The organism is Pseudomonas sp. FP2196 (assembly GCF_030687715.1).
GTDB lineage: Bacteria > Pseudomonadota > Gammaproteobacteria > Pseudomonadales > Pseudomonadaceae > Aquipseudomonas.
The window spans coordinates 301,727-326,596 of sequence record NZ_CP117445.1; the positions used below are offsets into that span (position 1 = coordinate 301,727).

At 57.2% G+C, this 24,870-nt stretch carries 26 protein-coding genes, 1 tRNA gene and 2 pseudogenes; 13 read left to right on the forward strand and 16 right to left on the reverse strand.

The features are described 5' to 3' along the window. Positions 1-57: 57 nt before the first annotated feature. The gene (locus tag PSH79_RS01335; RefSeq protein WP_305440872.1) at positions 58-2,151 is read right to left on the reverse strand and encodes a TonB-dependent siderophore receptor; all 2,094 of its coding nucleotides are present in this window, start codon (positions 2,149-2,151) and stop codon (positions 58-60) included. A 256-nt stretch (positions 2,152-2,407) separates the two neighbouring features. On the opposite strand from PSH79_RS01335, the gene PSH79_RS01340 reads away from it, so the two are divergent. The 6 genes from PSH79_RS01340 (at position 2,408) to PSH79_RS01365 (ending at position 7,105) form a co-directional block, all read left to right on the forward strand. Further along, positions 2,408-3,076 (forward strand): DsbA family protein, encoded by a 669-nt coding sequence (locus PSH79_RS01340; protein ID WP_305440874.1) that lies wholly within the window; start codon positions 2,408-2,410, stop codon positions 3,074-3,076. 297 nt (positions 3,077-3,373) lie between these two features. Further along, positions 3,374-4,660 (forward strand): OprD family porin, encoded by a 1,287-nt coding sequence (locus PSH79_RS01345; protein ID WP_305440875.1) that lies wholly within the window; start codon positions 3,374-3,376, stop codon positions 4,658-4,660. Positions 4,661-4,892: 232 nt separating this feature from the next. Beyond that, complete coding sequence (locus tag PSH79_RS01350) at positions 4,893-5,639, forward strand: 2OG-Fe dioxygenase family protein (RefSeq protein WP_166218415.1); 747 nt, start codon at positions 4,893-4,895, stop codon at positions 5,637-5,639. 79 nt (positions 5,640-5,718) lie between these two features. Then, complete coding sequence (locus PSH79_RS01355) at positions 5,719-6,096, forward strand: GNAT family N-acetyltransferase (protein WP_305443842.1); 378 nt, start codon at positions 5,719-5,721, stop codon at positions 6,094-6,096. Then, the gene (locus PSH79_RS01360) at positions 6,093-6,809 is read left to right on the forward strand and encodes an AzlC family ABC transporter permease (RefSeq protein ID WP_123529786.1); all 717 of its coding nucleotides are present in this window, start codon (positions 6,093-6,095) and stop codon (positions 6,807-6,809) included. The genes PSH79_RS01355 and PSH79_RS01360 overlap by 4 nt, the downstream gene beginning before the upstream one ends. Further along, positions 6,788-7,105 carry an AzlD domain-containing protein gene (locus PSH79_RS01365; protein ID WP_150596790.1) on the forward strand — a complete coding sequence of 106 codons (318 nt, stop codon included), beginning with the start codon at positions 6,788-6,790 and terminating at the stop codon, positions 7,103-7,105. The genes PSH79_RS01360 and PSH79_RS01365 overlap by 22 nt, the downstream gene beginning before the upstream one ends. On the opposite strand, the gene PSH79_RS01370 is transcribed toward PSH79_RS01365, so the two are convergent. Beyond that, positions 7,022-7,948 carry a LysR family transcriptional regulator gene (locus tag PSH79_RS01370; protein ID WP_187678908.1) on the reverse strand — a complete coding sequence of 309 codons (927 nt, stop codon included), beginning with the start codon at positions 7,946-7,948 and terminating at the stop codon, positions 7,022-7,024. The genes PSH79_RS01365 and PSH79_RS01370 overlap by 84 nt on opposite strands. Positions 7,949-8,281: 333 nt before the next feature. On the opposite strand from PSH79_RS01370, the gene PSH79_RS01375 reads away from it, so the two are divergent. The 4 genes and pseudogenes from PSH79_RS01375 (at position 8,282) to PSH79_RS01390 (ending at position 9,909) form a co-directional block, all read left to right on the forward strand. Continuing rightward, the gene (locus PSH79_RS01375) at positions 8,282-8,692 is read left to right on the forward strand and encodes an MbcA/ParS/Xre antitoxin family protein (RefSeq protein WP_305440879.1); all 411 of its coding nucleotides are present in this window, start codon (positions 8,282-8,284) and stop codon (positions 8,690-8,692) included. Next, entirely contained in the window at positions 8,689-9,369 is a 681-nt protein-coding gene (locus PSH79_RS01380) for an RES family NAD+ phosphorylase (protein ID WP_305440880.1), read from the forward strand. Before PSH79_RS01375 ends, PSH79_RS01380 begins: the two co-directional genes overlap by 4 nt. 121 nt (positions 9,370-9,490) lie before the next feature. Further along, positions 9,491-9,653 (forward strand): annotated as a pseudogene (locus PSH79_RS01385) (transposase); the annotation flags it as partial. A gap of 49 nt (positions 9,654-9,702) precedes the next feature. Further along, positions 9,703-9,909, forward strand: coding sequence for a DNA-binding transcriptional regulator (locus PSH79_RS01390; protein ID WP_305443844.1), 207 nt, complete (start codon positions 9,703-9,705; stop codon positions 9,907-9,909). A gap of 64 nt (positions 9,910-9,973) precedes the next feature. Here the strand turns inward: PSH79_RS01390 and PSH79_RS01395 are convergent, their stop codons facing one another. From PSH79_RS01395 to PSH79_RS01430, 8 genes are all read right to left on the reverse strand, one after another. Then, entirely contained in the window at positions 9,974-11,131 is a 1,158-nt protein-coding gene (locus PSH79_RS01395) for an AAA family ATPase (RefSeq protein WP_305440881.1), read from the reverse strand. Positions 11,132-11,368: 237 nt separating this feature from the next. Continuing rightward, positions 11,369-11,444: transfer RNA gene (locus tag PSH79_RS01400), tRNA-Thr, on the reverse strand. 75 nt (positions 11,445-11,519) lie between these two features. Continuing rightward, entirely contained in the window at positions 11,520-12,356 is an 837-nt protein-coding gene (locus PSH79_RS01405) for an FkbM family methyltransferase (RefSeq protein WP_305440882.1), read from the reverse strand. A gap of 346 nt (positions 12,357-12,702) precedes the next feature. Beyond that, positions 12,703-13,938 (reverse strand): methyltransferase, encoded by a 1,236-nt coding sequence (locus PSH79_RS01410; RefSeq protein ID WP_305440883.1) that lies wholly within the window; start codon positions 13,936-13,938, stop codon positions 12,703-12,705. Continuing rightward, positions 13,919-14,608, reverse strand: coding sequence for an ABC transporter permease (locus tag PSH79_RS01415; RefSeq protein WP_187678898.1), 690 nt, complete (start codon positions 14,606-14,608; stop codon positions 13,919-13,921). The genes PSH79_RS01410 and PSH79_RS01415 overlap by 20 nt, the downstream gene beginning before the upstream one ends. Then, positions 14,605-15,300 (reverse strand): ABC transporter permease, encoded by a 696-nt coding sequence (locus PSH79_RS01420; protein WP_305440884.1) that lies wholly within the window; start codon positions 15,298-15,300, stop codon positions 14,605-14,607. Before PSH79_RS01420 ends, PSH79_RS01415 begins: the two co-directional genes overlap by 4 nt. A 78-nt stretch (positions 15,301-15,378) precedes the next feature. Next, positions 15,379-16,125, reverse strand: a complete 747-nt coding sequence (locus tag PSH79_RS01425) for an ABC transporter substrate-binding protein (RefSeq protein ID WP_305440885.1) — start codon at positions 16,123-16,125, stop codon at positions 15,379-15,381. A 13-nt stretch (positions 16,126-16,138) separates the two neighbouring features. Then, positions 16,139-16,912, reverse strand: a complete 774-nt coding sequence (locus PSH79_RS01430) for an ABC transporter ATP-binding protein (protein ID WP_025110949.1) — start codon at positions 16,910-16,912, stop codon at positions 16,139-16,141. Positions 16,913-17,465: 553 nt separating this feature from the next. Here PSH79_RS01430 and gabP point away from each other — a divergent pair. Next, the gene (gene gabP / locus PSH79_RS01435) at positions 17,466-18,857 is read left to right on the forward strand and encodes a GABA permease (protein WP_305440887.1); all 1,392 of its coding nucleotides are present in this window, start codon (positions 17,466-17,468) and stop codon (positions 18,855-18,857) included. A 70-nt stretch (positions 18,858-18,927) separates the two neighbouring features. Here the strand turns inward: gabP and PSH79_RS01440 are convergent, their stop codons facing one another. The 4 genes and pseudogenes from PSH79_RS01440 to PSH79_RS01455 all read right to left on the reverse strand — a co-directional run. After that, positions 18,928-19,371 carry a hypothetical protein gene (locus PSH79_RS01440; RefSeq protein WP_305440888.1) on the reverse strand — a complete coding sequence of 148 codons (444 nt, stop codon included), beginning with the start codon at positions 19,369-19,371 and terminating at the stop codon, positions 18,928-18,930. A 6-nt stretch (positions 19,372-19,377) separates the two neighbouring features. Next, positions 19,378-19,791, reverse strand: coding sequence for a hypothetical protein (locus PSH79_RS01445; protein ID WP_305440889.1), 414 nt, complete (start codon positions 19,789-19,791; stop codon positions 19,378-19,380). A 28-nt stretch (positions 19,792-19,819) separates the two neighbouring features. Next, entirely contained in the window at positions 19,820-20,794 is a 975-nt protein-coding gene (locus PSH79_RS01450) for an alpha/beta fold hydrolase (RefSeq protein WP_305440890.1), read from the reverse strand. Between the two features lie 199 nt (positions 20,795-20,993). Further along, positions 20,994-21,410 (reverse strand): annotated as a pseudogene (locus PSH79_RS01455) (DUF1016 N-terminal domain-containing protein); the annotation flags it as partial. A 375-nt stretch (positions 21,411-21,785) separates the two neighbouring features. Between PSH79_RS01455 and PSH79_RS01460 the strand changes: the two are divergent. Next, on the forward strand, positions 21,786-22,067 hold the full coding sequence (locus PSH79_RS01460; RefSeq protein ID WP_042557190.1) for a YceK/YidQ family lipoprotein: 282 nt from the start codon (positions 21,786-21,788) through the stop codon (positions 22,065-22,067). A 13-nt stretch (positions 22,068-22,080) separates the two neighbouring features. Here the strand turns inward: PSH79_RS01460 and PSH79_RS01465 are convergent, their stop codons facing one another. Next, the gene (locus tag PSH79_RS01465; RefSeq protein WP_305440891.1) at positions 22,081-22,428 is read right to left on the reverse strand and encodes a hypothetical protein; all 348 of its coding nucleotides are present in this window, start codon (positions 22,426-22,428) and stop codon (positions 22,081-22,083) included. 480 nt (positions 22,429-22,908) lie between these two features. Beyond that, positions 22,909-23,526 (reverse strand): hypothetical protein, encoded by a 618-nt coding sequence (locus PSH79_RS01470; protein ID WP_305440892.1) that lies wholly within the window; start codon positions 23,524-23,526, stop codon positions 22,909-22,911. A gap of 28 nt (positions 23,527-23,554) precedes the next feature. Between PSH79_RS01470 and PSH79_RS01475 the strand changes: the two genes are divergently transcribed. Beyond that, positions 23,555-23,851: a hypothetical protein gene (locus PSH79_RS01475; RefSeq protein ID WP_305440893.1), complete on the forward strand. Its 297-nt coding sequence runs from the start codon at positions 23,555-23,557 to the stop codon at positions 23,849-23,851. The last annotated feature ends 1,019 nt before the right edge of the window (positions 23,852-24,870 follow it).

Consider the following 24,870-nt stretch of genomic DNA (forward strand, 5'->3'; position numbering starts at 1 on the left):
CGTTGACTGTTACTCCGCCATCGCGAGCAGGCTAACTCCTACAGGTATTGGGTTGAATCAGAAGGAATAGGTACCGGTCATTACAACGCTACGCGGCGCGCCCGGCTGGATTTGATACTGGCTGGTTGCCGAATCGTAATACTCGCGATCGGTGATGTTGTTCAGCGCTGTGCGCAAATCCCAGTCCTTGAAGCGATAACCGACCAGCGCATCCCAACGGCCATAACCCGGCAGCACCGTGGTGTTGGCGTTATCGGCATAGCGCTGGCCAACCAGAGTCAGACCGGTTTCACCGTACCAGCCCATTTCCGGTTTCCAGGTCAGGAACAGGCTGCCGTTGCGCTTGGCAACGTTGTTGATGCGTTTGCCTTCCAGGCCGTTGTTGTCCTTCTCGATCTTCGCATCCTGCATACCGACGCCACCGCGCACGTACCAGTTGCCGACGATGTTACCGGTGGCGGTCAGCTCGATCCCGCGTGAGCGCTGTACTCCGGTCATGATGGTCAGGGTCGGATCATTCGGATCGGTGGTTCGGCGGTTGTAGAGTTCAAGATCATAGATCGCCAGGGTGGTGCTCAAACGGTCATCGAGCCAGTCACTCTTCACGCCGATTTCTTTCTGCTTGGTCAGCTCGGGGCTCAGGTCGTTGGTGTTGCCGGCCGCGCCCGGTGTGATGCCGATCAGACCACCGCCCACCGGCGAGAAGGTCTTCGACCACGAGGCGTAGAAGGAATGATTCTGCAGCGGCGTCCAGACCAGGCCCACGCGCGGGCTGGTGCTGTGGCTGTCACGATCTTCGGAAATGTTCCTGAGCTTGTTGGTCGACTCGATATCAAAGGTGTCGTAGCGCAACCCGGCGAGCAGTTGCCATTGATCGTTCAGGCGCAGTTGATCTTGAACGTAGACTGCGCGGCTTTCGACTTCGGTGTGGCTGCTGCTGTTGAGTTGCATGCTGCCGGTGTGGCGCAGATCGCGGTTCGGGTTGAACAGATCCAGCGATGGCACGGGTTGTGCGCCCGGCGTCCTGCCGGTGGCGGCGTTGTACAGCTTCGGGTCGCGGCGCTGACTGCCGATCTCGACCCCGGTCAGCAGGCGATGCTCAAGGCCGAATGTATCGAAACCGCCTTCCAGTTCGAGATTGTTGTAGACGTTGCGGGTGTTCAGATCCTGCTGCCAGTGCTGGCGTGTGACCTTGTTGGTCGCCGGGGTGTAACCGGTGAGGTAGGTGTTGTCGAAATCACTGTTGAGCTTGAACACGCCGAGGGTCTGGCGCAGTTGCCAGTTATCATTGATTTCGTAGGTGAGTTTCGAACGCAACGATTGCGACTTGTCGTCGATGAAATCGTGATCGTTGCCGTAGGTCGTGTCGCGGCCGACATCCGCCGGACGCCCGTTTACCCCGGGAATGCCACGATCCGGTGTGCGGTTGTAACGGCTGTATTCGTACTGCACCAGCCAGTTCAGGTCGGGCGTCAGTTGCCAGCTCATCGACGGTGCGAACAGTTGGCGGTTGCCGCTGACCCCATCGCGGAAACTGTTTTCATCCATGTTGCCCATATTCAGGCGCAGGCTGATGTTCTCGCTCGGATCGGTGCTGAGGTCGGCGTAGAGGCTGCGCAAATCTTCGCTGCCGCCTTGAGCTTCGATGGTCGAGCGGCGGCCAAACTCCGGCATTTTGCTCACCCGATTGACGATCCCGCCCTGACTGCCACGGCCGTACAAAACGGCGGCTGGGCCTTTGAGCACTTCGACGCGTTCGATGTTGTGCAGATCGCGCTTGTATTGGCTGTCGTCGCGGATGCCGTCCAGATAAAAGTCGTTACTGGCGTCGAAGCCGCGGATGCGCAAGCTGTCGAAACGGGTGTCGGCGCTGCTGCTGACGTTGGGCATGCCACTCAGCGCATCACCGATGTCGTTGGTGCCGTAGCTGGAGACGTTCGACGTCTTGATCGAATCGATGGCCTGCGGCACATAGCGCACTGGGGTCGAGGTGCGAGTCGCGGTGCTGCTGACCTTCACGCGGGGGTCATCGGCTTGCGCTTCGGCGCTGATGGCGGTGGCGGGCAGTTCGGTCGCCGACCAGGCAAAGCCGCTGGACAGGAAAGCAGAAAGCCCAAGGGTGACGGGCGTAAGACGGAACGGGGCAGGCATTGAAAAGCGCATCCGAAAAAGGGGAAGAATTCGAGCGCGCGAATGGTAATGCTTTGCATTTACTTCCGTTAATAATTCCGTATAAGTTCCACCGTCCGATTGTTTCAATTTGTGTCGAGATAGACACAATCTGACCGCTTGGACAATTCGCCCGATTCTCGAAACACTCTGGAAGCCATTCCAGCGTTTTTCCCCAACATCGCGAGGATTAGTCTGCCGGCATTGATTTTTCCTGATTTCCTGCCGGAGCGTTCCGATGATCCTTCATTACATCTATGACCCATTGTGCGGCTGGTGCTATGGCGCCAAACCGCTGGTGCAAGCGGCGCAGCAAGTGCTGCCGGTGATCGCCCATGCCGGCGGGATGATGAGCGGCGCCAACCGCCAGCGTGTTTCCCCGCAATTGCGCAATTACGTCATGCCCCACGATCGGCGCATTGCTGAATACACCGGTCAGGCGTTTGGCGAGGCGTATTTCGAGGGCTTGCTGCGCGATCACACGGCGGTTTTCGACTCAACGCCACCGATCGCCGCCGTGATGGCGGCAGAGGCGATCAATGGCCGTGGCCTGGAGCTGCTCGGGCGCTTACAAACGGCGCATTACGTGGAAGGGCTTCGGATTGCCGATGAGTCTCTGCTTTTGCAACTCGCGGATCAGATGGGTTATGCCGCGGATACCTTTCAGGCTGCGTTCAAAAATGCCGATACCGAGCAACATGTAAAAAACAGTCGGACCTTGTTGGCGCGTCTTGGCGGTCAGGGGTTTCCGACGTTCGCCTTGGAAGAGGACGGCCAGTTCACGCTGATCGACATCAGTCCCTGGCTGGGCAAGCCGCAGGCCTTTGCCGATTGGTTGGGGCGGACCATGGGGATTGATGAGAAGGGTGAATCGGCAGCACTCTGCGGTCTCGACGGCTGTGTTTAATACGCACTGGATTCACTGGCTGCCGGCATTTTCGTGCAAGGAGTCAGCGCAAACTTTACGTTTCTTAGACGATTTTTGCCTATTTAAAGACGATTCTTGAAATTGACACATTGTTCGGGGCACGGCTACGATTCGGCCCAACGCCTGTGGCCAACCGCCATGACTCAAAAATAATAAAAAGGCCCGTCACGACTTTGTCGTGGGCGGGTCTTTTTGTTTCGGGGTGAAAAAAGAGTGCATTAGCGCCGTTTCAGCCGTTCGACACAGCGCGTTTCAACCCGTAATAAGGAAAACAAAATGTTGAACAAGCGTATCAGCCTGATCGCTCTGGGGATGTTGAGCGCCACACAGGCCATGGCTAACGACCAGGCCGAATCCAAGGGTTTTGTAGAAGACAGCAGCCTCAAAGTGCTGCTGCGCAATGCCTACATCAATCGTGATTACAAAGACGGCAACAAAGACAAGGCCGAGTGGGGCCAAGCGGCCATCGGGACGTTCTCGTCCGGCTTCACCCAAGGCACCGTGGGTGTCGGTGTCGACGCTTTCGGTCTGTACGCACTGCGTCTGGACGGCGGCAAGGGCCGCAGCGGCGCCGGTGGTATCGATTTCTTCAAGCAAGAAAATGACGGTCGCGCGAACCATGACATAGCGAAGGGCGGTGCAGCGGTCAAGTTCCGCTTCTCCAACACCGTGCTGACCTACGGTGACCAGATGCCGGCTCTGCCGGTGCTGAGTTACGACAATGTGCGTCTGCTGCCGGAAAGCTATACCGGTACCTTGATCACTTCCCGTGAGATCAAAGGTCTGGAACTGAACGCCGGTCGTTTCACCGCCGAATCGCGCAAGAGCGACGAAGGCCGTGACAGCGGTGGTCTGAAGTCGATCAACGTGTTGGGCGGTAGCTACCAGTTCACTGAAAACTTCAAAGGCGCGCTCTACGCTTCCGACGTCGAAGACGTATTGAAGAAACAATACGTGAACGCCAACTACGTGTTGCCGTTCAACAAGGATCAGTCGCTGACCCTGGACTTCAACGGCTATCGCACCAAGCTGGACAACTCTTATGTCCGCGAAAACGGTGTAACCGGCGACGACAACAAGATCTGGAGCCTGGCCGCAACCTTCGCTACCGGTCCGCACTCGTTCACCGTGGCGCACCAGCGTTCCACTGGCGACAGCAACCTGGGTTATGCCTACGGCGGTTACCAGAAAGATCAAGGTCGTGTCGGTGACGGTGGCAACTCCATCTACCTGGCCAACTCCTACTGGTCCGACTTCAACGCTGAAGACGAGCGCAGCTGGCAGTTGGGCTACGGCCTGGACTTTGGCGCATTCGGCGTACCGGGCCTGAGCTACAACTTCGCTTACGTGCGTGGCGACAACATCACCACCTCCACCAGCGAAGGCGGCACCGAGCGCGAGATCTTCAACCAGTTCAAGTACGTCGTGCAAAGCGGCCCGGCCAAAGACCTGAGCGTGAAACTGCGCAGCTCGATCCTGCGTGTTTCGCAGAAATCCAGCGAGTACAACGTCAGCGGTAACGAACTGCGCGTTTTCGTGGATTACCCGATCAACATCTTCTGATGCCTGATAGGGTGTAACAGATGTGAGAAAAATCCCGACTGGTTCGGGATTTTTTTTCGTCGTTTTTTCAGGGAAAACCGGAAAAAAACCGTGTTTTTGTCATGTGAAAGTTGTTTTCAAGTCGCTTCAAACGCCGTTTCAAACACGCCTTTAAATGCCTGAAATTCTTTCTCATGGACGCAAATTCTCCACCTAATAGATTAGGCCGCTCAACGCAGCGGAGAATTTGGTAATGATCGTTTTGAACAGAGAAGTGGGCGAATCGCTACGGCGCGACAAATATGTCAACGTCCAGGGTGGTGACTTCAATCTCTACGGTCATTTTGCCGACTTCGTCAGACTGACCAAAAGTTGGGAAAACATGGAGCCTGACAGTTACTACGGTCAGGCCGAAGCCGGCATGCGTTACCGTCGTTACAGCGACTTTGAGTACAACCCCAAGACGCGCGAACTCAAGCAACTCGAACATCGTGCGTATGTGCAGTCCAAAGAAAATAACGCTTATGTGGGCGGCCTTGTGCGGCACTTCCAGGACTTCTCCGATGAAGTCATTGAGTCGCCGGTGATGCGCAGCCTCATCGACACCGATTTTGAAGTGTACAAAAGCGTGTTGCCGGAAGAATTGCACGATGAAATCTGGCAGTGCCAGATCCACCAGATCCGCATCGAGATCAAACCGGGCAAACAGCTTGAGATCACACCCGAAGGGATTCACTGCGACGGCTATCCGTTCAGCGGTGTGCACTTCTGGGGCCGAAACAATGTCGAGGGTGCCGAGAGTCGTTTGTACGACATCCACGAGCATCAATTGGCGTCGACCACTTACCAGGAAATTCTCGACACCACCTACTTCCTCGATCGCGACATGCGCCACTATGTGACCCCGGCGCGCAACACGCACACCCATGCCATGGCTTACCGGCAGATTCTGGCGATTTCCTTCTCGCGGCCCGGGACCGCTTTCGACATTGTTCGCTAATCAGATCACCCCAATCGACGGCGTCGAGTGCTCGACGCCGGTGGTGCTGCGCCGCGCCACGGCCAAGGATGCGCAGCGCATGGAGCGCTTCTTCCGTCAGTTCGACGAAGTGTCGTTCTGTGAATGGCAGGACGCCAAATGCCTGCGCGGCGTGTTGATCCAGAAAACCACCACGTCCTATCTGGCCTTCGACGTGGCGGGTGAAATCGTCGGGGCGGTGTTGGGCGGCATGCTCGGCAGTCGTGGCACGATCAATCATCTGGCGGTCAGCCCGCGTTATCGCAGCCAGGGCGTCGGTCAACGTCTTGTTGAAGCGGCGTCGTCCGACATGAAGCGGGTCGGTGTGCTGCGGATGTTTCTGTTCGTCGACGATGCTAACCTCGCGGGCAAGCGATTCTGGGCTGCCCAGGGTTTTTGCGAGCCTCATGGCGAACGGACATTTGAGAGGGATCTATGAATGAAACGTCCGGCAGCGCGCCGCTGATGGTCAACCATCAGCCGTCGCGTACATTTGCCGAAGCCAGCCCGGTGGTGGCCGGTTACTTCACGGTGGCGTTTGTGTTCGGCTTGATGGCCGTCAACGCCGGGCTGCCATTGTGGCTGCCGGTAGCGATGTGTTTATTCGTGTATGCCGGCGCTTCACAATTCGCCGCGCTGGCGCTGATCTCCAGCGGTGCGTCGCTGACCACCATTGTGCTGACTACGTTCCTGATCAATGCGCGGCACATGCTGATGTCGGTCTACATGGCCAAAGCCTTGCGCGCATTGGGGCTCAGCCGCATGGAGCGCTGGTGCTACGCCGGTGGCCTGACCGACGAATCCTTCGCCTTCCACAGCGTGAAACTCGGCACTGGCGCACCGGTCAATGTGCGCTACCTGATTGGCTTCAACCTTTTCTGCCACACCGCGTGGGTGCTCGGCGGTCTGCTGGGCGCGGTGTGCGCGCAGTACGCAGCGCACCTGATCAAATATCAGCTCGACTACGCGCTGACCGCGATGATGCTCTACGTGCTGGTGTCGCTGTGCAATACCCGCAACAAGCTGATCGCCGCAGCAGCGGCCGTCATCTGCATGGGCGCACTGAGCCTGGTCGGCAACTCGCCGTTTAATGTGTTTATCGCCACGTTTGTGGGCTGCGGAGTGGGTGTATGCCTGACCAAACGTTCCTGATTCTGGTAGTTGCGCTGATGATGGCCGTGACCTTCCTGCCACGGGCATTGCCCTTGCAAATCAACACCGAGCACTGGCCGCCGTTTATCGCGCGCGCGCTGGAATACTTGCCGGTGGCGATCGTCGCTGCGATCAGCCTGACTCCCTTGTTGATCAAGGATCAGCACATACAGCTCGACCGCCCGGAATTTTATGCGGCGATTCCGACGTTGTTATGTGCGTATTTCAGCAAAAACCTCTTTCTCAGTGTGGCGGTTGGGACGGCTGCGTACATTGCGCTCGGCTCGTTCATGTAAGGGCAGATCGACGACGTCGCTCAACGCCTGGTTGGACAACTCCGGATTGTTCACCGCCAGGCGCACTTCGAGGAAATCCTCGAACCCGGGGAAAATCGTCAGGCCGTTTTTCTGCGCGGCCTCTCGCGAGACCATGCCGACCGCATCCATTTGCGTGATCAGCGACAGGGTCAACGTCTCACTGCAGGAATAGACCATGCGCTGGCCGTTCTCGTGATTGCCCAGCCCGGCGTCGAGAAAACGCAAAAAGCTGTGGGAATACGGACAATCTTCCGCAGGACGCACCTGAAATTTGTTGCCCAGCAACGTCAACGGATCGTTTTCCTGCCCGCAATGCGCGCCAACCACCTGCACCTGCACATCCGGCAGGACGATACTCGGCAAACCCGGACGCTGCGGGCCGATCAGCACCGCTAGGTCAAAGTCTTCATTCTTCAGCTTGCTGAGGTTTTCCATCGACTCGGCATAGCTGAATTCCATCTGATAATCGGGAAACACCTCAATCAGGCGTCCGATCATTCGCCGGTTGAAGTCAGGCGCCAAAGTGTTATTCAACGCGACCTTCAACGTGCGCTGCCCGGGCACTTTCAGTGCTTCGACCTTTTCTTCCATCTGTCGCGTGGCAATCAGCACTTTGTCGATATACGGCGTCAGCTCAGTGCCTTGCGGCGTCAGCGTCAGCCCTTTGTTGGAACGACGAAACAAGCGGAAACCGAACTGCTCTTCGACCTTGTTCAACTGCGCGGCCAACGCCTGCACAGTCAGGCATGAATGCTCGGCTGCGGCCGACAACGAGCCGGTCTGCACGATGCGCATGAGGTTGCGTAAGGTTCTGCTATCCATGGGTAATGCCCTCTGAAGTGGGCTGGGTATTGTTGTTTACGAGACTGCCGATCCGGCGCCATATGCCGGCTATATTCCTGCACCTGAGCATAGTTGTCGCGGGTTTAGTAGCGAATTGATGTCCCTGCCGATGGCTGGAAGCTGACACAGGATCGGGGTTTTTGATGACTTGAGGGTGATTAGGGTCAAAAAATACTCACGTGAAATAACAATTCTCGGCGTTTTTAACATTCATATTTGGGTAACGAGCTGATTCGTTAACGGATTAAAAGAAAACAAATATCCGTATCTGTACTAGGCTTGAAGTCATATCAGCTACCCATGGAGGCGGTCATGCCCACCTCAACCCCAGCCCTCACCCCACGCGCACAACTCGACGCCCCTGAAGCCGGTCGCGTCGCGCTGAAGTTCTTCTTCAACCTCATGGAGCGTTGGGGCTGCAACGCCGATCAGCAACGGACGTTGCTCGGCGGAGTCGGCAACACCACGTTCTACAAATACAAACACCTGCCGCCGAACGTGCGCCTGCCCCACGACACTCTTGAACGCATCTCCTATCTGATGGGGATTCACAAGGCGTTGAGCATCATCTTCAGCAACAGCCGTGAGCGCGCTTATACGTGGGTCAGTAGTCCAAACACTGCCGCGCCTTTCAATGGTCGAACCGCGCTGGACTACATGCTGGCCGGGCGCGTTGTGGACATTGCCGATGTACGGCGCTACCTCGACGGAGTGCGCGGTTGAACGCGCCAGCGCTGGCCGATCCGCAGTGGCCGCGGGCCTATCGGATCGTCAACAGCAGCTTCCCGCCGATCGCGTTGTTCGAAGACGTACTCGATCCCGAAGACCTGGAAGTTGCCTACGCGATTGAAGCGCTGACCAATGATCGGCTGATAGAGCAGGCCGGGGTTCTCGCCCGAGTGCGTCCCGAAGATCGACTCTCCGGCCCCGGCTCGACTCCGGTGATGGCTGCGTTCACCCACATCGGCAAACGCAGTCGTTTCTGCGATGGCACCTTCGGCGTTTACTACGCTGCGAGCAGTCAGGCTGCGGCCATCGCCGAGACTTGTTATCACCAGGAACGATTTCTAGCTGCTACACAGGAAGCGGATCTTGAGTTGACCATGCGTACTTACGTCAATCGCGTGGTTAAACCGCTGCACGATATCCGCCACGATTTCCCCGATTTGCATCAACCCGATCCAGACGCCTATGGCCCGTCACAGGCTTTCGCCCGACAACTGCGCGAGTCTGAATCCTGGGGCCTGCTCTACAACAGCGTCCGCCTGCCGGGCCACGAGTGCGTCGCGGCGTTCCGGCCCCCGGCGGTATCGATTCCGAAGCAGGGGAAGCATCTGCGGTATGCGTGGAGTGCGAGTCAGCAGAAGATTTCGTTCGTGTTTGAGATCAGTGAGTTCTGAAACGCAAAAAAACCTCGCCGAACGGTGAGGGCTTCGTGTCGGCGGTTTACGTCAATGTGTAGTGGTTTAATGAAACCGGACACACATTTAGGTGAGAATGCTCGCCAGATCGAGGTGTCGGATGTCCAAACTACGCCGTTCCTTTTCTGCTGAATTCAAACGCGAGGCTGCCGACCTCGTGCTCAAGCAAAACTACAGCTACATCGAAGCCAGCCGTTTTACTCGGCGTCGGCGAATCGGCTCTGCCTCGCTGGGTTGATCAGGTTCAGCAGGAGCGCCAAGGTGTCTGAACTGGAGCAACTCCAGCAGGACTTGCTGGAATCTGTACGTCAGATGAACACCGCAAAGGCCGCGCGCGTAACGCAGGTGCCGCTCTCTGCGGCAGCAAAAGCACGCACCAAGGTGGGCGTTTCTCAAAGTGCGTTTGCCAAACCAATCGGTGTGAGTCTGCGGACATTGCAGGATTGGGAGCAGGGTCGTAGGCAGCCGACAGGTGCAGCGCAAAGCCTGTTGCGTTTTGCAAGTCAGCATCCTGCTTGAGATCTGAAATAACAAAGCCCCTGCATTTCTCCAGGGGCTTTTTTTGTAATGTATGCCTTGCCGCCTAACTCCCTTCTATCAAAGCCCGCTCTTCCAGCCAGATCTCTTGAACAAACTGATCTGTAATCGCGTAAATCCCATGCCCGCGTCGCATGATGATGTTCTCGGCAACCAGCGCAATCACTACCGGTTGAATCTCTTCGACCCGCACCTCTCGCCCGACGGACTTTGAATATTCAGTCGCTGCGTCTGTGGAAAAAATTCCGCGAGCATCGCCTTCTGTAGATGCGATCTTGTTGAAAACGGCTTGAGCGAGGCTGCCCAGTTGCTCGACTTTTTCCAGCTCGATGCTCGCCGCTGCCGAGCGCAATGTGCTGGCGATTACCGGTAGGAACACATCGGGCTCGCCCTCTTGCTGTAAGAGTTGGCGTAGGGCCTTCAGCATTTCTTCAGGTCGATTTCCCAAAGTGTTAAACGCTTCGACAGCGGCTTCGAGAGACGGCAACTTGTCCTTCTTCACTGTCATTGCGAGCCGGTTGAGCAGGAATTCAACGTAATCGCCTTTCAGCAATGGATAGGCTGCTGACGTGGCGCCGGAAAAGGCGTGGTTGCGTTTGGCGGTCAGTTCGCTGACTTGCGCTCTGTGGGAGCCGGTTCCGATGAACAGAAAGTAGCCGGGAGTATTGGGGCGGGGGTTGATTGCATCGCGGGCGGCTTTGAGCGCCAGCAGTAGCTGATTACCGTCGTCTGAGGAAATGGCGTGCTGCACTTCGTCAATGATCAGCACCAGATCAGTCTTGGCTTGATCTACAACCTCTGTGAGTGCTTGTGCCAGTGTCGGGCCGTCGGCGCTGCCAATGCTGTCGAGTTTGAAGCCGAACTTAAATCCAGCGGCGCCGATTTCAACATTGCTGACCCGCTTGAAGGTTTCCAAGGCAGAGGAACCCGGCGTTTGCAGGTCTTTCAGGGTTTTCTGGATGGCGTTGTGCACGAGTGTTGCCGGGTTGGCCAGAGTGTCGCTCCATAAGTCGACGTAAATGACCAATGCACCTGCTTCTTCCAGGGCCGGGATGAGATCATTCCTCAGAAACGTCGTTTTACCTGTGCGACGCAGACCAGATAGAAATAGACCTGAGCGCAGACCTTCGTCGAGTACGCCTGGATTGAGAAGCTGGTTTGCCATTGACTCAGCCAGTTCAGGACGCTGAAAAATGCTGCTCATACGATTACACCTTTTTATGTGTACACCATAATTATTGCTATTTCATAATTTAGCATAAAGACGGAAATGTGGACCGTCGGTTCAGAGTCCGCGCTTTTGAAGTGTGTAAGAGGAAGTGTGGCTAATCGCGCGAAGTGCGAGGGGAGAAGCTATTTTCACTGAGGGTGAAATTGCCAGGAATATAAACACCCCAGAAACAACAAAGCCCCTGCATTTCTGCAGGGGCTTCGTTTTGTATGGTGCCGGCACCAGGAGTCGAACCCGGGACCTACTGATTACAAGTCAGTTGCTCTACCAACTGAGCTATACCGGCGTGTGGGCGACGATTATAGCGATTGGGAAGATCCTGTAAACCCCTGAATTCAGACTATTTTTGCATCCGGCTGAATCAAGCCCTACGCAGCACATTTCGCAGCGTTTGAACGGCCTTCACGGTGCGGCTGTTTTGCAGGGCAGACAGTTGCGCTTCGGCCTGTTCGGCGCGCTTCAGAGCGATCGCCAGTTGTTGTTCGGTGTCGAGTTCGGCTGGGCTGAGCGGGTGGGCGAAGGCGTGGCCTTTGCACAATTGGAAGTTGTCGAGGTTGCACGGCGGGATGTCGAAAGCCGGTTTGAGCTGTATGTATTCGTGGGCGAGGAACCAGGTGTTGAGGCCGTCGAAGAGGATCGCTTGGTAACCGGCGGCGGTGACCAGCGGTTCCCAGGTGTGGTCGCGCTCCCATGGGGTTTCGATGACGATGATCCAGGGGCGGAAGCGCGTGAAGTCCATGCCGCGCAGGACGCTTTCTTCATGGCCTTCGACGTCGATTTTCAGAAAGTGGATCGGCCGATCAGCGGCATATTGTTCGCAGATCGACGTCAGCGTACGGGCCTTCACGGTGAGGCTGCGCACGTCCATGCCCTGATCTTTGTGTTGCTGGGCGATCGCCGGGTCGGCGGTGGACAGGCCGGTGTCGGGGATGGCGTAGAAGGTCATTTCGCCGGGCTGGTCGCTGGCGATGCATTGCACGGTGGCGTCGCGTGGGCGCTGCTGGCAGAGGGCGTCGTAGTAATTCTGCATCGGTTCGACGTTGACGCCTTTCCATCCGTGGTCATAGAAGGCTTTGGTGACCGAGTCGTGATTCGGGTCGTTGGCTCCGACATCGATATAGAAGCCCTGTTCGACTTGCTTGAGGGCGCGCCACAAGCGGACGTCTTCGAAATTCTGCGCATAAGAAATGAACGTCACGGTCGCTTCCTGTCGTTTGATTTGTTCTTGTCGGGACGCGTGCTGGCGGCACGTTGTGGCCTTGTATACCAAGGCTGGACAGACGTCGCGAATTATTCGCGGCTAACGGGCGAATTTCGGCGGTTATGTCGTTTTGATTGGCGGCTTATGCACAACTGGCTGGGCTGAATCTGTGTTTATGCGGACTTTTGTGGACGCGTTCTCATTTTGTTCGCAAATCCCTGTTTTATTGGTTTTTTATCAATGTGAACAAAAAATGAACAGAGCTGTTAATGCCTCTAAACAGGCGTAAATATTGGATCCAAGCAAAATTCATCAACAGAGTTATCCACAGGGTGACGATGTTTTATGCGCGTTCGGCCAATAGCAGCAGGTTCCGAGGTGTGAGGGGTGTTTCGCAAAAGGTGCCAAGGCGTACGACGTAGCCCTGTTCGACGAGGAAAAGTGCCCGATCCAGATTCAGCCAAAGCTCCAGCGGCCGTCGGAATAATCCGCGCAACAGTTCCAGGTTGCGAACTTCGGCTAACCGCTGCCAACCAGCGGCCTCCAACGCTGACCAATCTGGCGTACCGACTGTGGATAACTCTTTTAGAACGGCCAGATCGCGACAGTAATCGGCGAAGGGTTTGTCCAGCCAGGCACTGGGCAGCGAGGGGGTCGGCAAGTATTCGTCGAGTCTGCGTACTTGCCGTTGCAGCAGGTCGAAAGCCAGTCGTCGGGCCATGGAGGTGTCGCGCTGACGTCGGACCCGTGCACCGGCGGTGACGGTTTCGCTCATCGGCAACGCCAGATCTTCCCGCGAGAGTTTTAGGAGCGATGCCGATGCGGGGGAGGACAATGCCTGATATTCGCTGCAACTGATGCGGTTGTAGCAGCAAGGCGCGATCGCCATTTGCTGGCAACCGACAGCGCTGGCCAGTTGCATGAGGCGAACATGCAGATCGCCACAAGCGTGGAGGGCCACGGGAGTATGGATTGCGCTCAATACGGCTGAGGCTTGCGGAGCCAGTACATCCTGTTCCACGTGCACAGCGTGCAAGTGATGACGCTGACTCAAGGCCTGACCGCTGGCGACCAATTGAGGATCATATTCAATGCACGTCAGTAATTGACCCGTGCCCAACAAGCGCCGACCCAAGTGTCCCTTGCCTGAACACCAATCCAGCCAATGCGTTGGTTGCGAAGCGAATGACAGGCGGCTGGCAAACGCCTCGATCTGCTGCCACTTGCGTCCGGGTACATCGACATTCAATCGAAGGCCTGCGGTTTCCAGCTCATGCCCCGGCAACTCACCGACTGCGCTGAGTTCAGCCGACAACGCCGCCAATGAAGCAAAAGGCTCCGGCGCATCGACAAGATCAGCAGGTTGGTTATGAGCGTTTTCCGCATCCTCCAGCGACCGCCCGCGTAGCCACAAGGCCAACTCCGGGTAGGACGCTTCCCATGGAAGCTGCAAATAAGTGAACGGTCGAGGTTTCCACAACGCCTGATGCGTCGTGAGAAATGCATCCAGCGCCGTAAAGCGGGCGAGTAAGTCCTCGCCCGTCAGTACGTGGGACGTTTCAGCGCCCTTGGCAGGCATCGACGCGCAGCCAGCGCTCCAGCAGCTTGAAGCCGCGCACCAGCACGTAGGACATCAGCAAATAGAACACGCCTGCGGCGAAGAAGATCTCCACCGGCAGATAGGTGCGGGCAATGATCGTGCGCGCCATGCCGGTCAGTTCCAACAGGGTCACGGTGCTGGCCAAGGCGCTGGCCTTGAGCATCAGGATCACTTCATTGCTGTAGGCCGGCAGGCCGATGCGTGCCGCACGCGGCAGGATGATGTAGAACATCGCTTTGGGTTTGGACATGCCCAGGGCGCGTGCTGCTTCGATCTCGCCCGGTGGAATCGCCTGGATCGCACCGCGCAGGATCTCGGCAATGTACGCCGCAGTGTGCAGGGTCATCGTCGCAGTGGCGCACCAGAACGGATCGCGCAGGTACGGCCACATCGAGCTGTTGCGCACAGCGTCGAACTGCGCGAGGCCGTAGTAGACCAGAAACAACTGAACCAGTAACGGCGTGCCACGGAAAAAGAAGATGTAGGCGTAGGGCAAAGCACGCACGTACCACAGCTTCGAAGAGCGGGCGATGCCTAGCGGAATCGCCAGCAGCAACCCGGCGATCACGGCGATGGCCACCAGTTCCAGGGTCAGGGTCGCGCCCTGCGCCAGTTTCGGCAGCCACTTGATGATGACTTCCCAATTCATTGAGCGCTCCTCGCGAAGCCGCGAGCGGCGCGTTTTTCCAGGAAGTGCATGCCGGTCATCGCCAGCACGGTCAGGCCGAGGTACATAAGCGCGGCGACCATATAGAAGGTGAACGGCTGTTTCGATACCGTCACGCCGATCTGCGCGTGACGCATGATTTCTTCCAGGCCGATTACCGACACCAGTGCGGTGTCTTTCATCAGGATCATGAACAGGTTGCCAAGGCCCGGCAGGGCAATGCGCCACATCTGCGGCATGATCAGTTTGGTGAAGATCCGCCATTTCGACAGGCCCAAGGCCACGCCGGCCTCACGGTGACCTTTGGGAATGGCCAGGATCGCGCCACGAAACACCTCGGTGGCGTAGGCGCCGAAGCACAGACCCAGCGCAATGACGCCGGCGGCGAAGGCGCTGAGTTCCAGATCGGGATTGCCGAAAAACTCACCGAGCGCGCGCATCAGGTTGACCGTACCGAAGTAGATCAACAGCACCCAGAGCAATTCCGGGATACCGCGCACCAGCGTTGAATAAAAGCCGCCAAGCCATTGCAGCGGCTTGTACGGGGAAGTCTTGGCCAAAGCGCCGAGCAGACCGAGCACCAGCCCCAGGCACAGGGCCGAGAGTGCCAGTTTGACGGTCATCAGCGCGCCGGCGGCGAGCGCCGGGCCGAATCCGTAGAGGTCGATAATCATGGATTTCTGTTCAAATCGCGGCAGGCAGGGCCGGGAGCCGACGCCGTCAGATCACGGCGCCGGTCCGGCAGGTCAGGATCAGTAGATGCTGAACGGGAAGTACTTGTCGTTGATCTTTTTGTAGGTACCGTCAGCGACGATTTCCTTCAGCGCAGCGTTCAGCTTCGCGCGGATCGGGTCGCCTTTGCGTACGGCGATACCGATCTTGTCGCTTTCTTCTACCGGGTCGCCCTTGAATTCATAGGCTTTGCCGGCGTCGCTTTTCAGCCACTCGTAGTTGACGTATTTGTCAGCGAGGATGCCGTCCAGACGCCCGGAAGTCAGATCAAGGTAAGCGTTTTCCTGGGTGTCGTAGAGTTTCACTTCGACGTCCGGCATGTTGTCTTCCATGAAGGTGCCGGCCAGGGTTGCGCGCTGGGCGCCGATCACTTTGCCTTTGAGGGAGTCCTTGTCGGTCTTGAACTCTTTGTCTTTTGGCGCGATGAATTGCAGCTTGTTCGAGTAGTACGGGTCGGTGAAGTCCACCGCGCCCTTGCGCTCGTCGGTGATCGACATCGACGAGATCAGGAAGTCGAACTTCTTGGCGTTCAGGGCCGGGATGATGCCGTCCCAGTCGGACGTAACCACGGTGCATTCGACTTTCATCTTCGCGCACAGAGCGTCGCCGATGTCTTTGTCGAAGCCGACCACGTTGCCACTGGCGTCTTTATTGTTGAACGGCGGGTAAGCCGCTTCGATGCCCATCTTCAGGGTTTCGGCCATGGCACCGGCGCTGAACGCCAGGGTGACGGCGGCGGCCAGGAAGACCTTTTTAAAATTCTGCATGCATGTTGCTCCGTTAGCGGTTGCTGGACATGAATTGTTTGCAGCGCGCCGAAAGCGGGTTTTCGAACACCTGCTGTGGCGATCCTTGCTCCTCTACCAGGCCCTGGTGAAGGAACACCACTTCGCTGGAGACCTGACGGGCGAAGCCCATTTCGTGGGTCACGAGCAGCATGGTACGGCCTTCTTCGGCCAATGCGCGGATGACACTAAGTACTTCCTGAACCATTTCCGGGTCAAGGGCGGAGGTGGGCTCGTCGAACAGAATCACCTTCGGTTGCATCGCCAGCGTGCGGGCGATGGCCGCGCGTTGTTGCTGACCACCGGACAATTGCGCCGGGTAGGCATGGCGCTTGTCAGCGATGCCGACCTTGGCCAGCAGCGCTTCGGCGACTTCGATGGCTTCGGCCTTGCTCTGGCCGAGCACGCGGCGCGGGGCTTCGATGATGTTGTCGAGCACGCTCATGTGCGGCCACAGATTAAAGTTTTGAAACACAAAACCAATCTCGGAGCGCAGGCGGTTGATCTGCTTGCCGTCGGCGGCAACCAGTTCGCCATTTTTGGCGGCTTTCAGTTTGAGTTCTTCGCCGGCGACCAGGATCTGGCCCTGGTGCGGGTTTTCCAACAGGTTGATGCAGCGCAGGAACGTGGACTTGCCGGAACCGGAGGAACCGAGGATCGAGATCACATCGCCGTCGCGGGCGGTCAGCGATATGCCTTTGAGCACCTCAAGCTGTCCGTAGCGTTTGTGCAAGTTGCGGATTTCAAGCGCGGGCGTGGCCTCAGCCATGTGCGTTCCTCATATATGTTGCGCTCCTGCTGTTGGTTGGCCTTCCTGGCGAGGCGGCCAAGCTAGCATAGCGTTTCAATGGCAGCCAACAGCGCTACGAGCGGTAAACGGATGGCGTGTGGCAGGTTGTCGCATCGGCGCAGCAGACTGTCGCCCCATCAACAACCGAACGGCTGTTTGAACGTGCAAACCCGTGGGTGTCGCGTAAAAAAAGGCGCGATGTTGCCAGCTTTGGCGGGGTGTTGGAAGCGCTATCCGGCCGAACGTTCCCGATTCGCCCTTTTATTGTGCATCCCACACTTTTTCAGTGTGTTTCTGGTGCGCTGTTTCGTTTGAAAAGTGAGTCGCAGGGTAACGCTCTGGCGGATTGCCATTAAATCCAATGACTTGCGATGACTGTCCGGTCGCGCGCAAAGCCCCAGCCCAGAAGAGTTTGAAACATTTTGGCGCAAATATTGCGTGCAGAATAAGGAACGCCCCGTTGGATTCTTTTTACGAGAAGGAAAAACCAGACGGGCCGGACGCAATCGCTTTCCTTGCAAAGGTAGTTTCGATGAGCAGTACCCCAAGCTCCAATGGCCTCGAACAGGGGCTCAAACCGCGTCATGTGACCATGCTGTCGATCGCCGGTGTTATCGGCGCAGGTCTGTTCGTTGGCTCCGGCCACGCCATCGCTGCCGCCGGCCCTGCCGTGCTGTTGGCTTATGCGGCCGCCGGTACCCTAGTGGTCTTGGTCATGCGCATGCTCGGCGAAATGGCGGTTGCCTCGCCGGACACTGGCTCGTTCTCGACTTACGCCGACCGTGCCATCGGCCATTGGGCCGGCTTCACCATCGGCTGGCTGTACTGGTGGTTCTGGGTATTGGTAATTCCGCTGGAAGCCAACGCCGCCGCGACCATCCTGCACGCGTGGTTCCCTGATGTGGGCATCTGGGCGTTTGCTCTGATCATCACTATGTTGCTGACCGTGACCAACCTGTTCAGCGTAAAGAATTACGGCGAGTTCGAATTCTGGTTCGCCCTGATCAAAGTGCTGGCGATCATCGGCTTCATCATTCTCGGTCTGGCGGCTATCTTCGGTTACCTGCCAAACAGCCAGGTCAGCGGTGTTTCGCACCTGTTCGATACCCAAGGCTTCCTGCCAAACGGCATGGGCGCGGTGTTGGGCGCGATCCTGACCACCATGTTCTCGTTCATGGGTACCGAGATCGTGACCATCGCGGCCGCGGAATCGAAGAACCCGGGCAAGCAAATCTCCAAGGCCACCAATTCGGTTATCTGGCGGATCGGCCTGTTCTACCTCGTGTCGATCTTCATCGTTGTGGCCCTGGTGCCATGGAACGATCCGACCCTGGCCAATCTCGGTTCCTACCAGACTGTGCTTGAGCGGATGGGTATCCCGAACGCGAAAATGATCGTCGACATCGTGGTGCTGGTCGCTGTAACCAGTTGCCTGAACTCGGCGCTCTACACTTCGTCGCGCATGCTGTTTTCTCTTGGGAAACGCGGTGACGCCCCAGCCATGTCGACTCGGGTCAATAAAAGCGGTACGCCTTACTGGGCGGTAATGCTGTCCACTGGCGCAGCGTTCCTCTGCACCTTCGCCAACTACGTGGCGCCGGCTGCGGTGTTCGAATTCCTGCTGGCCAGCTCCGGCGCCATCGCGCTGCTGGTGTACCTGGTGATCGCGTTCTCGCAACTGCGCATGCGTAAACAGCGCATGGCGCGCGGCGAGAAAATCGTCTTCAGCATGTGGCTGTTCCCGGGCCTGACTTACGCGGTGATCATCTTCATCGTTGCAGCCTTGACCATCATGCTGTTCCAGGAAGCGCACCGCGTTGAAATCCTCGCGACCGGCCTGTTGAGCCTGATGGTTGTGGCTGCCGGCCTGCTGGTGGCACGCCGTCGCAAGCTGGAAAAGCGTGGTGCGGTGGTGCTTAACTGATCCGTAGCGCGTAACGTAAAACGGCCGCTGTCAGTGATGACGAGCGGCCGTTTTTGTTTGAGGGCGATGGTTACTCGCTCTTCTCTTCCTGCGACTTGCCGTAAGTATCCAGCGCAATCCCGAAGTCAGTGATGAACTGCGGTTCGCTCAGCCAGGCCTGGGCGGTTTCGATGTCCATACCGTCGGCCCACATGCGGTAGTCGATCAGCATATCGGCGGCCAGGTGGGTGGCGGCCATGCCTTCGTTTTCGGCGTTTTCCATGTCCAGCAACTCAGGATGGTCAACGATGATGAACGCCAGTTCACGCAGCAGTATCAGCAGCATCTCGTTACGGCTGACGGCTTCAGCGTCGCGCATTTTGCTGAACATCGCCAGGGTGTATTCCGGGATCGGCTCGGCGAGGTGGCCGAGATCGTCGTCCTGATCCAGCGGTTTGCGGCCGACCATACGGATTTGCTTGGCTTTGGCCTTGGCGCGTTTGGCGCGTTTCTGTTGCTTGTTCAGGGATGCCATGGGAACTCAGTTCTTCTGTTGGGTTTGTGCAGCGATCGCGTCGGAGGCCGCCACATAGTCGGCCTGGAAGGCCGGGGATTCGATCCACGCCAGCGCGCCGGCCTCGTCGGTTTCCTGCGACCACTGGCGATACTCGATCAGCGCGGCGAGGATGAAATCCATCGCGCCTTCTTCGCCTTCCTGTTCATAGACCAGTTCCAGCAGCGGGTCTTCGAGGAACGCGGTGCACAGGGCTTTCTGGCTGATCTTCTCGGCGTCGATCATTTTCTTGAACAGTTCGGTCAGGTCGACCGATTCGAAGTCGATGCGGTCATCGTTCGGGTCCAGCTCGACCGGCGCTTCGGCGCGTTTGGTGCGGTTCTGCTTGGCCTTGGTTTTGGCCCGGGCGGCGCGTTTTTGCTGCTTGTTGGCGGAGGCCATGATGTGTTCCGTCGTGCGTTGGAGGGGCTCAGCTGCACGGTACTTGCCGCCCGGGGGTGTCGGGGGCCAGTTCGCCGGTTTGCAGCCAGGTCAGAGCGATGGGCCATAGTGTGGCTTGGTATGCGCTGCGAAAAAAGGCGAAATGTCCGACTTGTTGTTCGCCAATGTCCTGCGGCTCGATGCGCAGGTGGGTTTTTGAGGCGTTGCTGAAGTAATTGAGCAGGCGCTCGATGGCCGGGATGGTGCCGTAGGGATCGTCGCTGATGCTGATGGCCAAGATTTTTGCGCGGACGTTGGCGAAGGGCAGTCGGCCGGTTTTTGCTTGTATCGCCCGGCCGCTTGGACGTCGTTCGTAGCGCGGTGCAGGCGTGCTCCAGTCACGCACGACCCCGGCCGGCGTGTCTTCCAGCCAGCCGAGACGTTTACCGGGGAAGTAGCCGCAGATCAGTGTCAGCAACGGCATCAGCACATGCCATTTGCCGAACATGCGCCAACGTTGTTCAGGCGCGTAATCGCGCCAATAGGCGAACTGCGCGCCGACGGTTACCAGCCGTCGGATGACCTTTCCTGACTCGCCCAAGCCTGCCGCGCAGCCACCAAAACTATGCCCGACCACATCGATCGGTTGACCGGGAAATTCCCGTTGCGCGCGTTTGAGCATCGCTTCGAAATCCAGTGCGCCCCAGTCTGTCCACGAAGCGTGCAACCCTTTCATTGAGCCGGGACGCGATTCGCCGATGCCACGGTAGTCGTAAGTGATGACATCGAAGCCATTGGCAAACAGATAAGCGGCGAACCGCGAGTAATGACGACAGCGTACTGACGTGGCTGCGTTGATGATCACCGCCGGGCGCTGGACATCGGGCAGGGCATGCCGCCAGGTGAAACCGCCAAGGACAAAACCGTCGGCGGCTGTTTCCTTGAAGGGTTCACCTTGTAACTGCGCTGCCGATGACGACGTTTGCTGCACATCTGCCAATTCGGGCGTGTCCTGAAAACTCATGGCGTTCGACCTTCGCGGGTAGCTGCCAACAATAATCTCGGTACGCCCAAGGGACAATCCGCAGTTCTTCCACACTAGGGAGCACCGTTTTGTAGCTGCTGGCGAACAGTTACTCATTACCTTTGAAGATCGAGTAACGCGCGACCGCCTCGTTGTCCTGCGCGCACAAAGTGATCCCGACGGTCGGCTTGTCGCCCTCACTGAGATTGAGGGTCGCGCATTCATCCATGTACCACTGGCGTGCCTTGTCGTTTTCGACCCGTAATAACCTGCGATAGTGGGTCCATCTCAATTCGTGACGCAGTGCGTCACGAATTGGAAAGGCTTGATAAAACAGGCGCATGTAACGAAGGTTGGAGGCATCAAAGCCCTTCCCGAATTGAGCCGTCAGCTCTCTCGCCAGTGTCGGCAGCAACTGCTTGCCATACCCCGCTCGCCGGGCGCCTTCCTGTTCAAACTCGACCATATGCCGGCCAATCTGCCAGCAGGTCTGCACCTGAATCGTATCGACCACACGCAGCACTTTTTGCCGAGCCTGGCGAATCAGTTCGCCAAGATCGCCCAGCAATGAATCGATTTTCGGGTCTTGCGTGTCGGCAGGTTCAAGCTTGCTCATCGGGTCTTCCACGTCATTGGAAACAGGAGCGCAAGCATGCCGGCAGTCGCTGGCCAGGGATGTCGGGCGAGGCTGTGAAGTCAGCAGGAAGACGGGATCGTTGTTGCAGTAAGTTGCCAGCGAGAGGGCGTCAGATGGCTGCGGTCTGTAGTCCATTTCGTACGATCGCCAGGTTCAAATCTTTCTAGAACGCGGCCCTCGCGCTTTTGATCAAACAAAAGGTAACGGTTGGGCTCTGCAACAGCCCGTGAGTCGTCATAACGGCGCAATCTGGTGTTCCACTGGAATAAAGCGGGATAGCGATCAGTGTGATTGCAAAGTTGAGACGCGGGTACAATCCCGCGCCTCATGTTTGGTGATTAAGGACGCGCTGGTTTGAAAAGGATTTTGCGTATTGGCTCAGTGGTGGGCCTGATGTTGATGCTGGCCGGTTGTGGAACGATGATCGGGCGATTGAACGGTGACTCTGCAGAGCCTTACTACAAAGGTGTTGATGGCAACTTGCACTTGCTTGGCGTGAGAGGGGGAGACGGCATGCCCCATGCCGTCATCTGTTACATCATGATCGTCTGCCCGCTGATCACGGTGGTGTCCCTGCCGGTAGATGCTGCAGTGGACACGGTCTTGCTGCCAGTCGATTACGTCAACGCCCTCTGAAAGCCGCCCTGGTTTATCGCTTTGTGCGCTTGCCCTTGGGTTTTTCCACAGACTCCTGCGCTTTGCGATATGCCCATAATCCGAACACCCCGATCACCAGCAAAAAAACAGTGCCTATGCTCTGCCACACAAACTCAAACCAGAATCGCCGAGGTTGCAGGGCCAGGGTGTAGGTGCTGCGCGGGCCGCGATTGTTGGTGGTGATGGAGCCAGTGACCCAGCTGTCGATCAGCATCCAGATCGATGCACTGATGGCGAAGGCCATCAGAACGGCAACGAGAACGGTCAGCCAGTAAGTCACCCGGCTTGGGCGATAGGGCGGCGGATGGGGCAGGGGGATGCGGGTTCGTTTCTGGTTCATCGCGGGGGTGACCCTCTTCCGTAAGGGGCGGCCAAGGTAGCGCGAATCCCTGGGGCGGCAACAGCCCTCGTTAAATCGCAGGCATAAAAAAACCCTGAATCTTGCGATTCAGGGTTTTCGGTATTTGGTGCCAGAGACGGAATCGTACCTTTGTCTGTATGGCACGTTTTATAAGGGGATTGTGAGTGTGGCTATAAAAATCTACTCACAAATCTACTCTCTTTTTAAAATGCTCCCCCTTTCCAGCCATGTTAAGGCTGGTCGAAAACGACGCTTCCTTGCGTTCTGCCGATCCCGACGAGCGGTAAACCTGACTCGTCGAATCAGTCGCCGGCTTAAAGGTGTGGTCATCTTCACTACCCCGGATCAGGGTAGTGGTCATTCATGGGGTGTTTTCAAAATCGCGCCATTCGATGCTCTTTGGTGGGTGGGGCGCAAAACGGGGATTGGCGATCAGGTAAGGGATGCTTCTATCCCTGCTCAGTTAGGGATATCTGAAAACTCGTACTCATCGTCGACAGTTGAAACTTGCCAGCGGTACCCGCGGATGCGCAGTGTTTCATTTAACCAATCGAGATCGACAATTCTCCGGTCGTACCAGACCGTCTCTAGATCGCATGGTGTGATCGACTTTTCGATGAAATATCTTTCCTTTAGCCCCATGACTAGTAGCTTGCGTGCCATGTATTGGGGAGTATCTGGAGCATCTCCACCACGTCCAGGCTCATTATGAGGATGCCCATAGGGTGGTTTAATGTGCGCGCGAGTGGAGAAACCAAAAAGATGAGCCCCGTAGGATCGACCACCACGTCCGCCTCTGCCATCTATTTGGCTTGATTCGCCACCTTGCCCGCCTGCCATGAATACATCGTCCTGCTCGATTAGGACATCGCCACCGGGCTGTCCTGGTCCCACGCCTCCACGTCCACCTTGGCCGCCCACACCTGTGCTCCTGTCACCCTTTACGCTAGCCTTGCCTCCAGGTCCGCCGTCTCCGATGACCGCTTCCCCGCCGTGTCCTCCAAGGGCGGTGCTATCATCACCTTCGACTTCGGCTTGGCCGCCGGCTCCACCGGTTCCTTGCGTTATTTTTTTCATAGGTTCGGCTCTACATTCTGAGGGCGATATGACTGATAAACTGCAAATCGTACAAGGACTGTCGTTGGCTCAATGGGAGGCATTATTCCGTCCGGGGATACAAGAATTTGCAGCCTCGACATTCATGTTTTCAGGAGAGGCGCATGAGCAAGTTCGAATTGCTTTTGGAAATAGCGGCCCTTACACCAATGAAAGTGAACGCTCTCCGGTTTTCACTCACGCTGTGACTCTTTCGCCAAGCGTTGCGGCGGAGCTCGCTCGAGTGCTTCTCGAGCATTTTGCCAAACCTACGGATGATCCAAGCAAGCCAATTGCAGTGATCTAGCCAGCCCCGCCATGGCCACCCTTTGCAACCGATCTTGCCCCTACGACGGTTGCATTCCCCCCATCGCCGCCAGCACCTCCATTCGCAGCACCTCCGTCCCCGCCTAATGCTTCGTTGTCATCACCAATGCTTGTCGCGGTGCCGCCTTGGCCCCCGCGCCCTCGTACGGCTTTGGTTTTGATCGCCCGGTACGCAAGCACACCTGAAACAACAAAGAGCATTGCCGCCAATATCAACGCGATAGTGGGTGAGATCCAAGTAACCAAAGCCGGTAGGCCAAACCCGGCAAGTGGCGTTGCAGCAAGCAGTAAAAGCGGAACATAAAATTCTGCATATGGATGGTTTGCCATCAGATTTCCCTAACGTGGACGTCTGCGAATTAGTCGCGCAATGTAACTGCTGACTGGACTTTGAGTGGTTTAGCATTTTTTCGGTTGCAGGGGGGATTGTAGCCGCGCATCCGGAATGGCAACTCGGGGGCGCGCACCATTGACCTGACCTCCCATTTCGGTAGGGCAGGTGTCGCGCCACGTTTTTGTCATTCGCAAAACGTGTCGCGTGCTGAGGCTGGCCAATCGGCGGAGGTTTTCGCTGATCTCTGTCCTGGGGACAGATTTAGGTGGCGGCCTGGTCAAAGTGAGGAAAAACCGCTTTGGTCCGGACGGCTCAAATGTGAGCCTGAATCACAATTAAGCCTCACCTGTTCCAGCCTGCTGTCAGGTCGGCGGACGCCCCAATAAATACTTGACGAGTACCAAGCCCCAGCGCGAGACCTTTCACCCTGGAGACGGCGCCGGGCGTGGGCTGTGGAGGCATTGACCGGCGCCTGCCAGCGAAAATCCGTCAAGGTCCTGTCAAGAATTGCTTGGCGCGCTAAGGTTCTGTCTGGCCGATCGCGGTAGGCGTTTCGGCCTGGCCATCACCGTTCGCCCCTTGACGGCCATGATCATAAATTCTTGACGAGGCAGGCGCTTACAGGGCGGAGCGAATTGCTGCGAGCGTGGCTGTGCTTAGGCTTG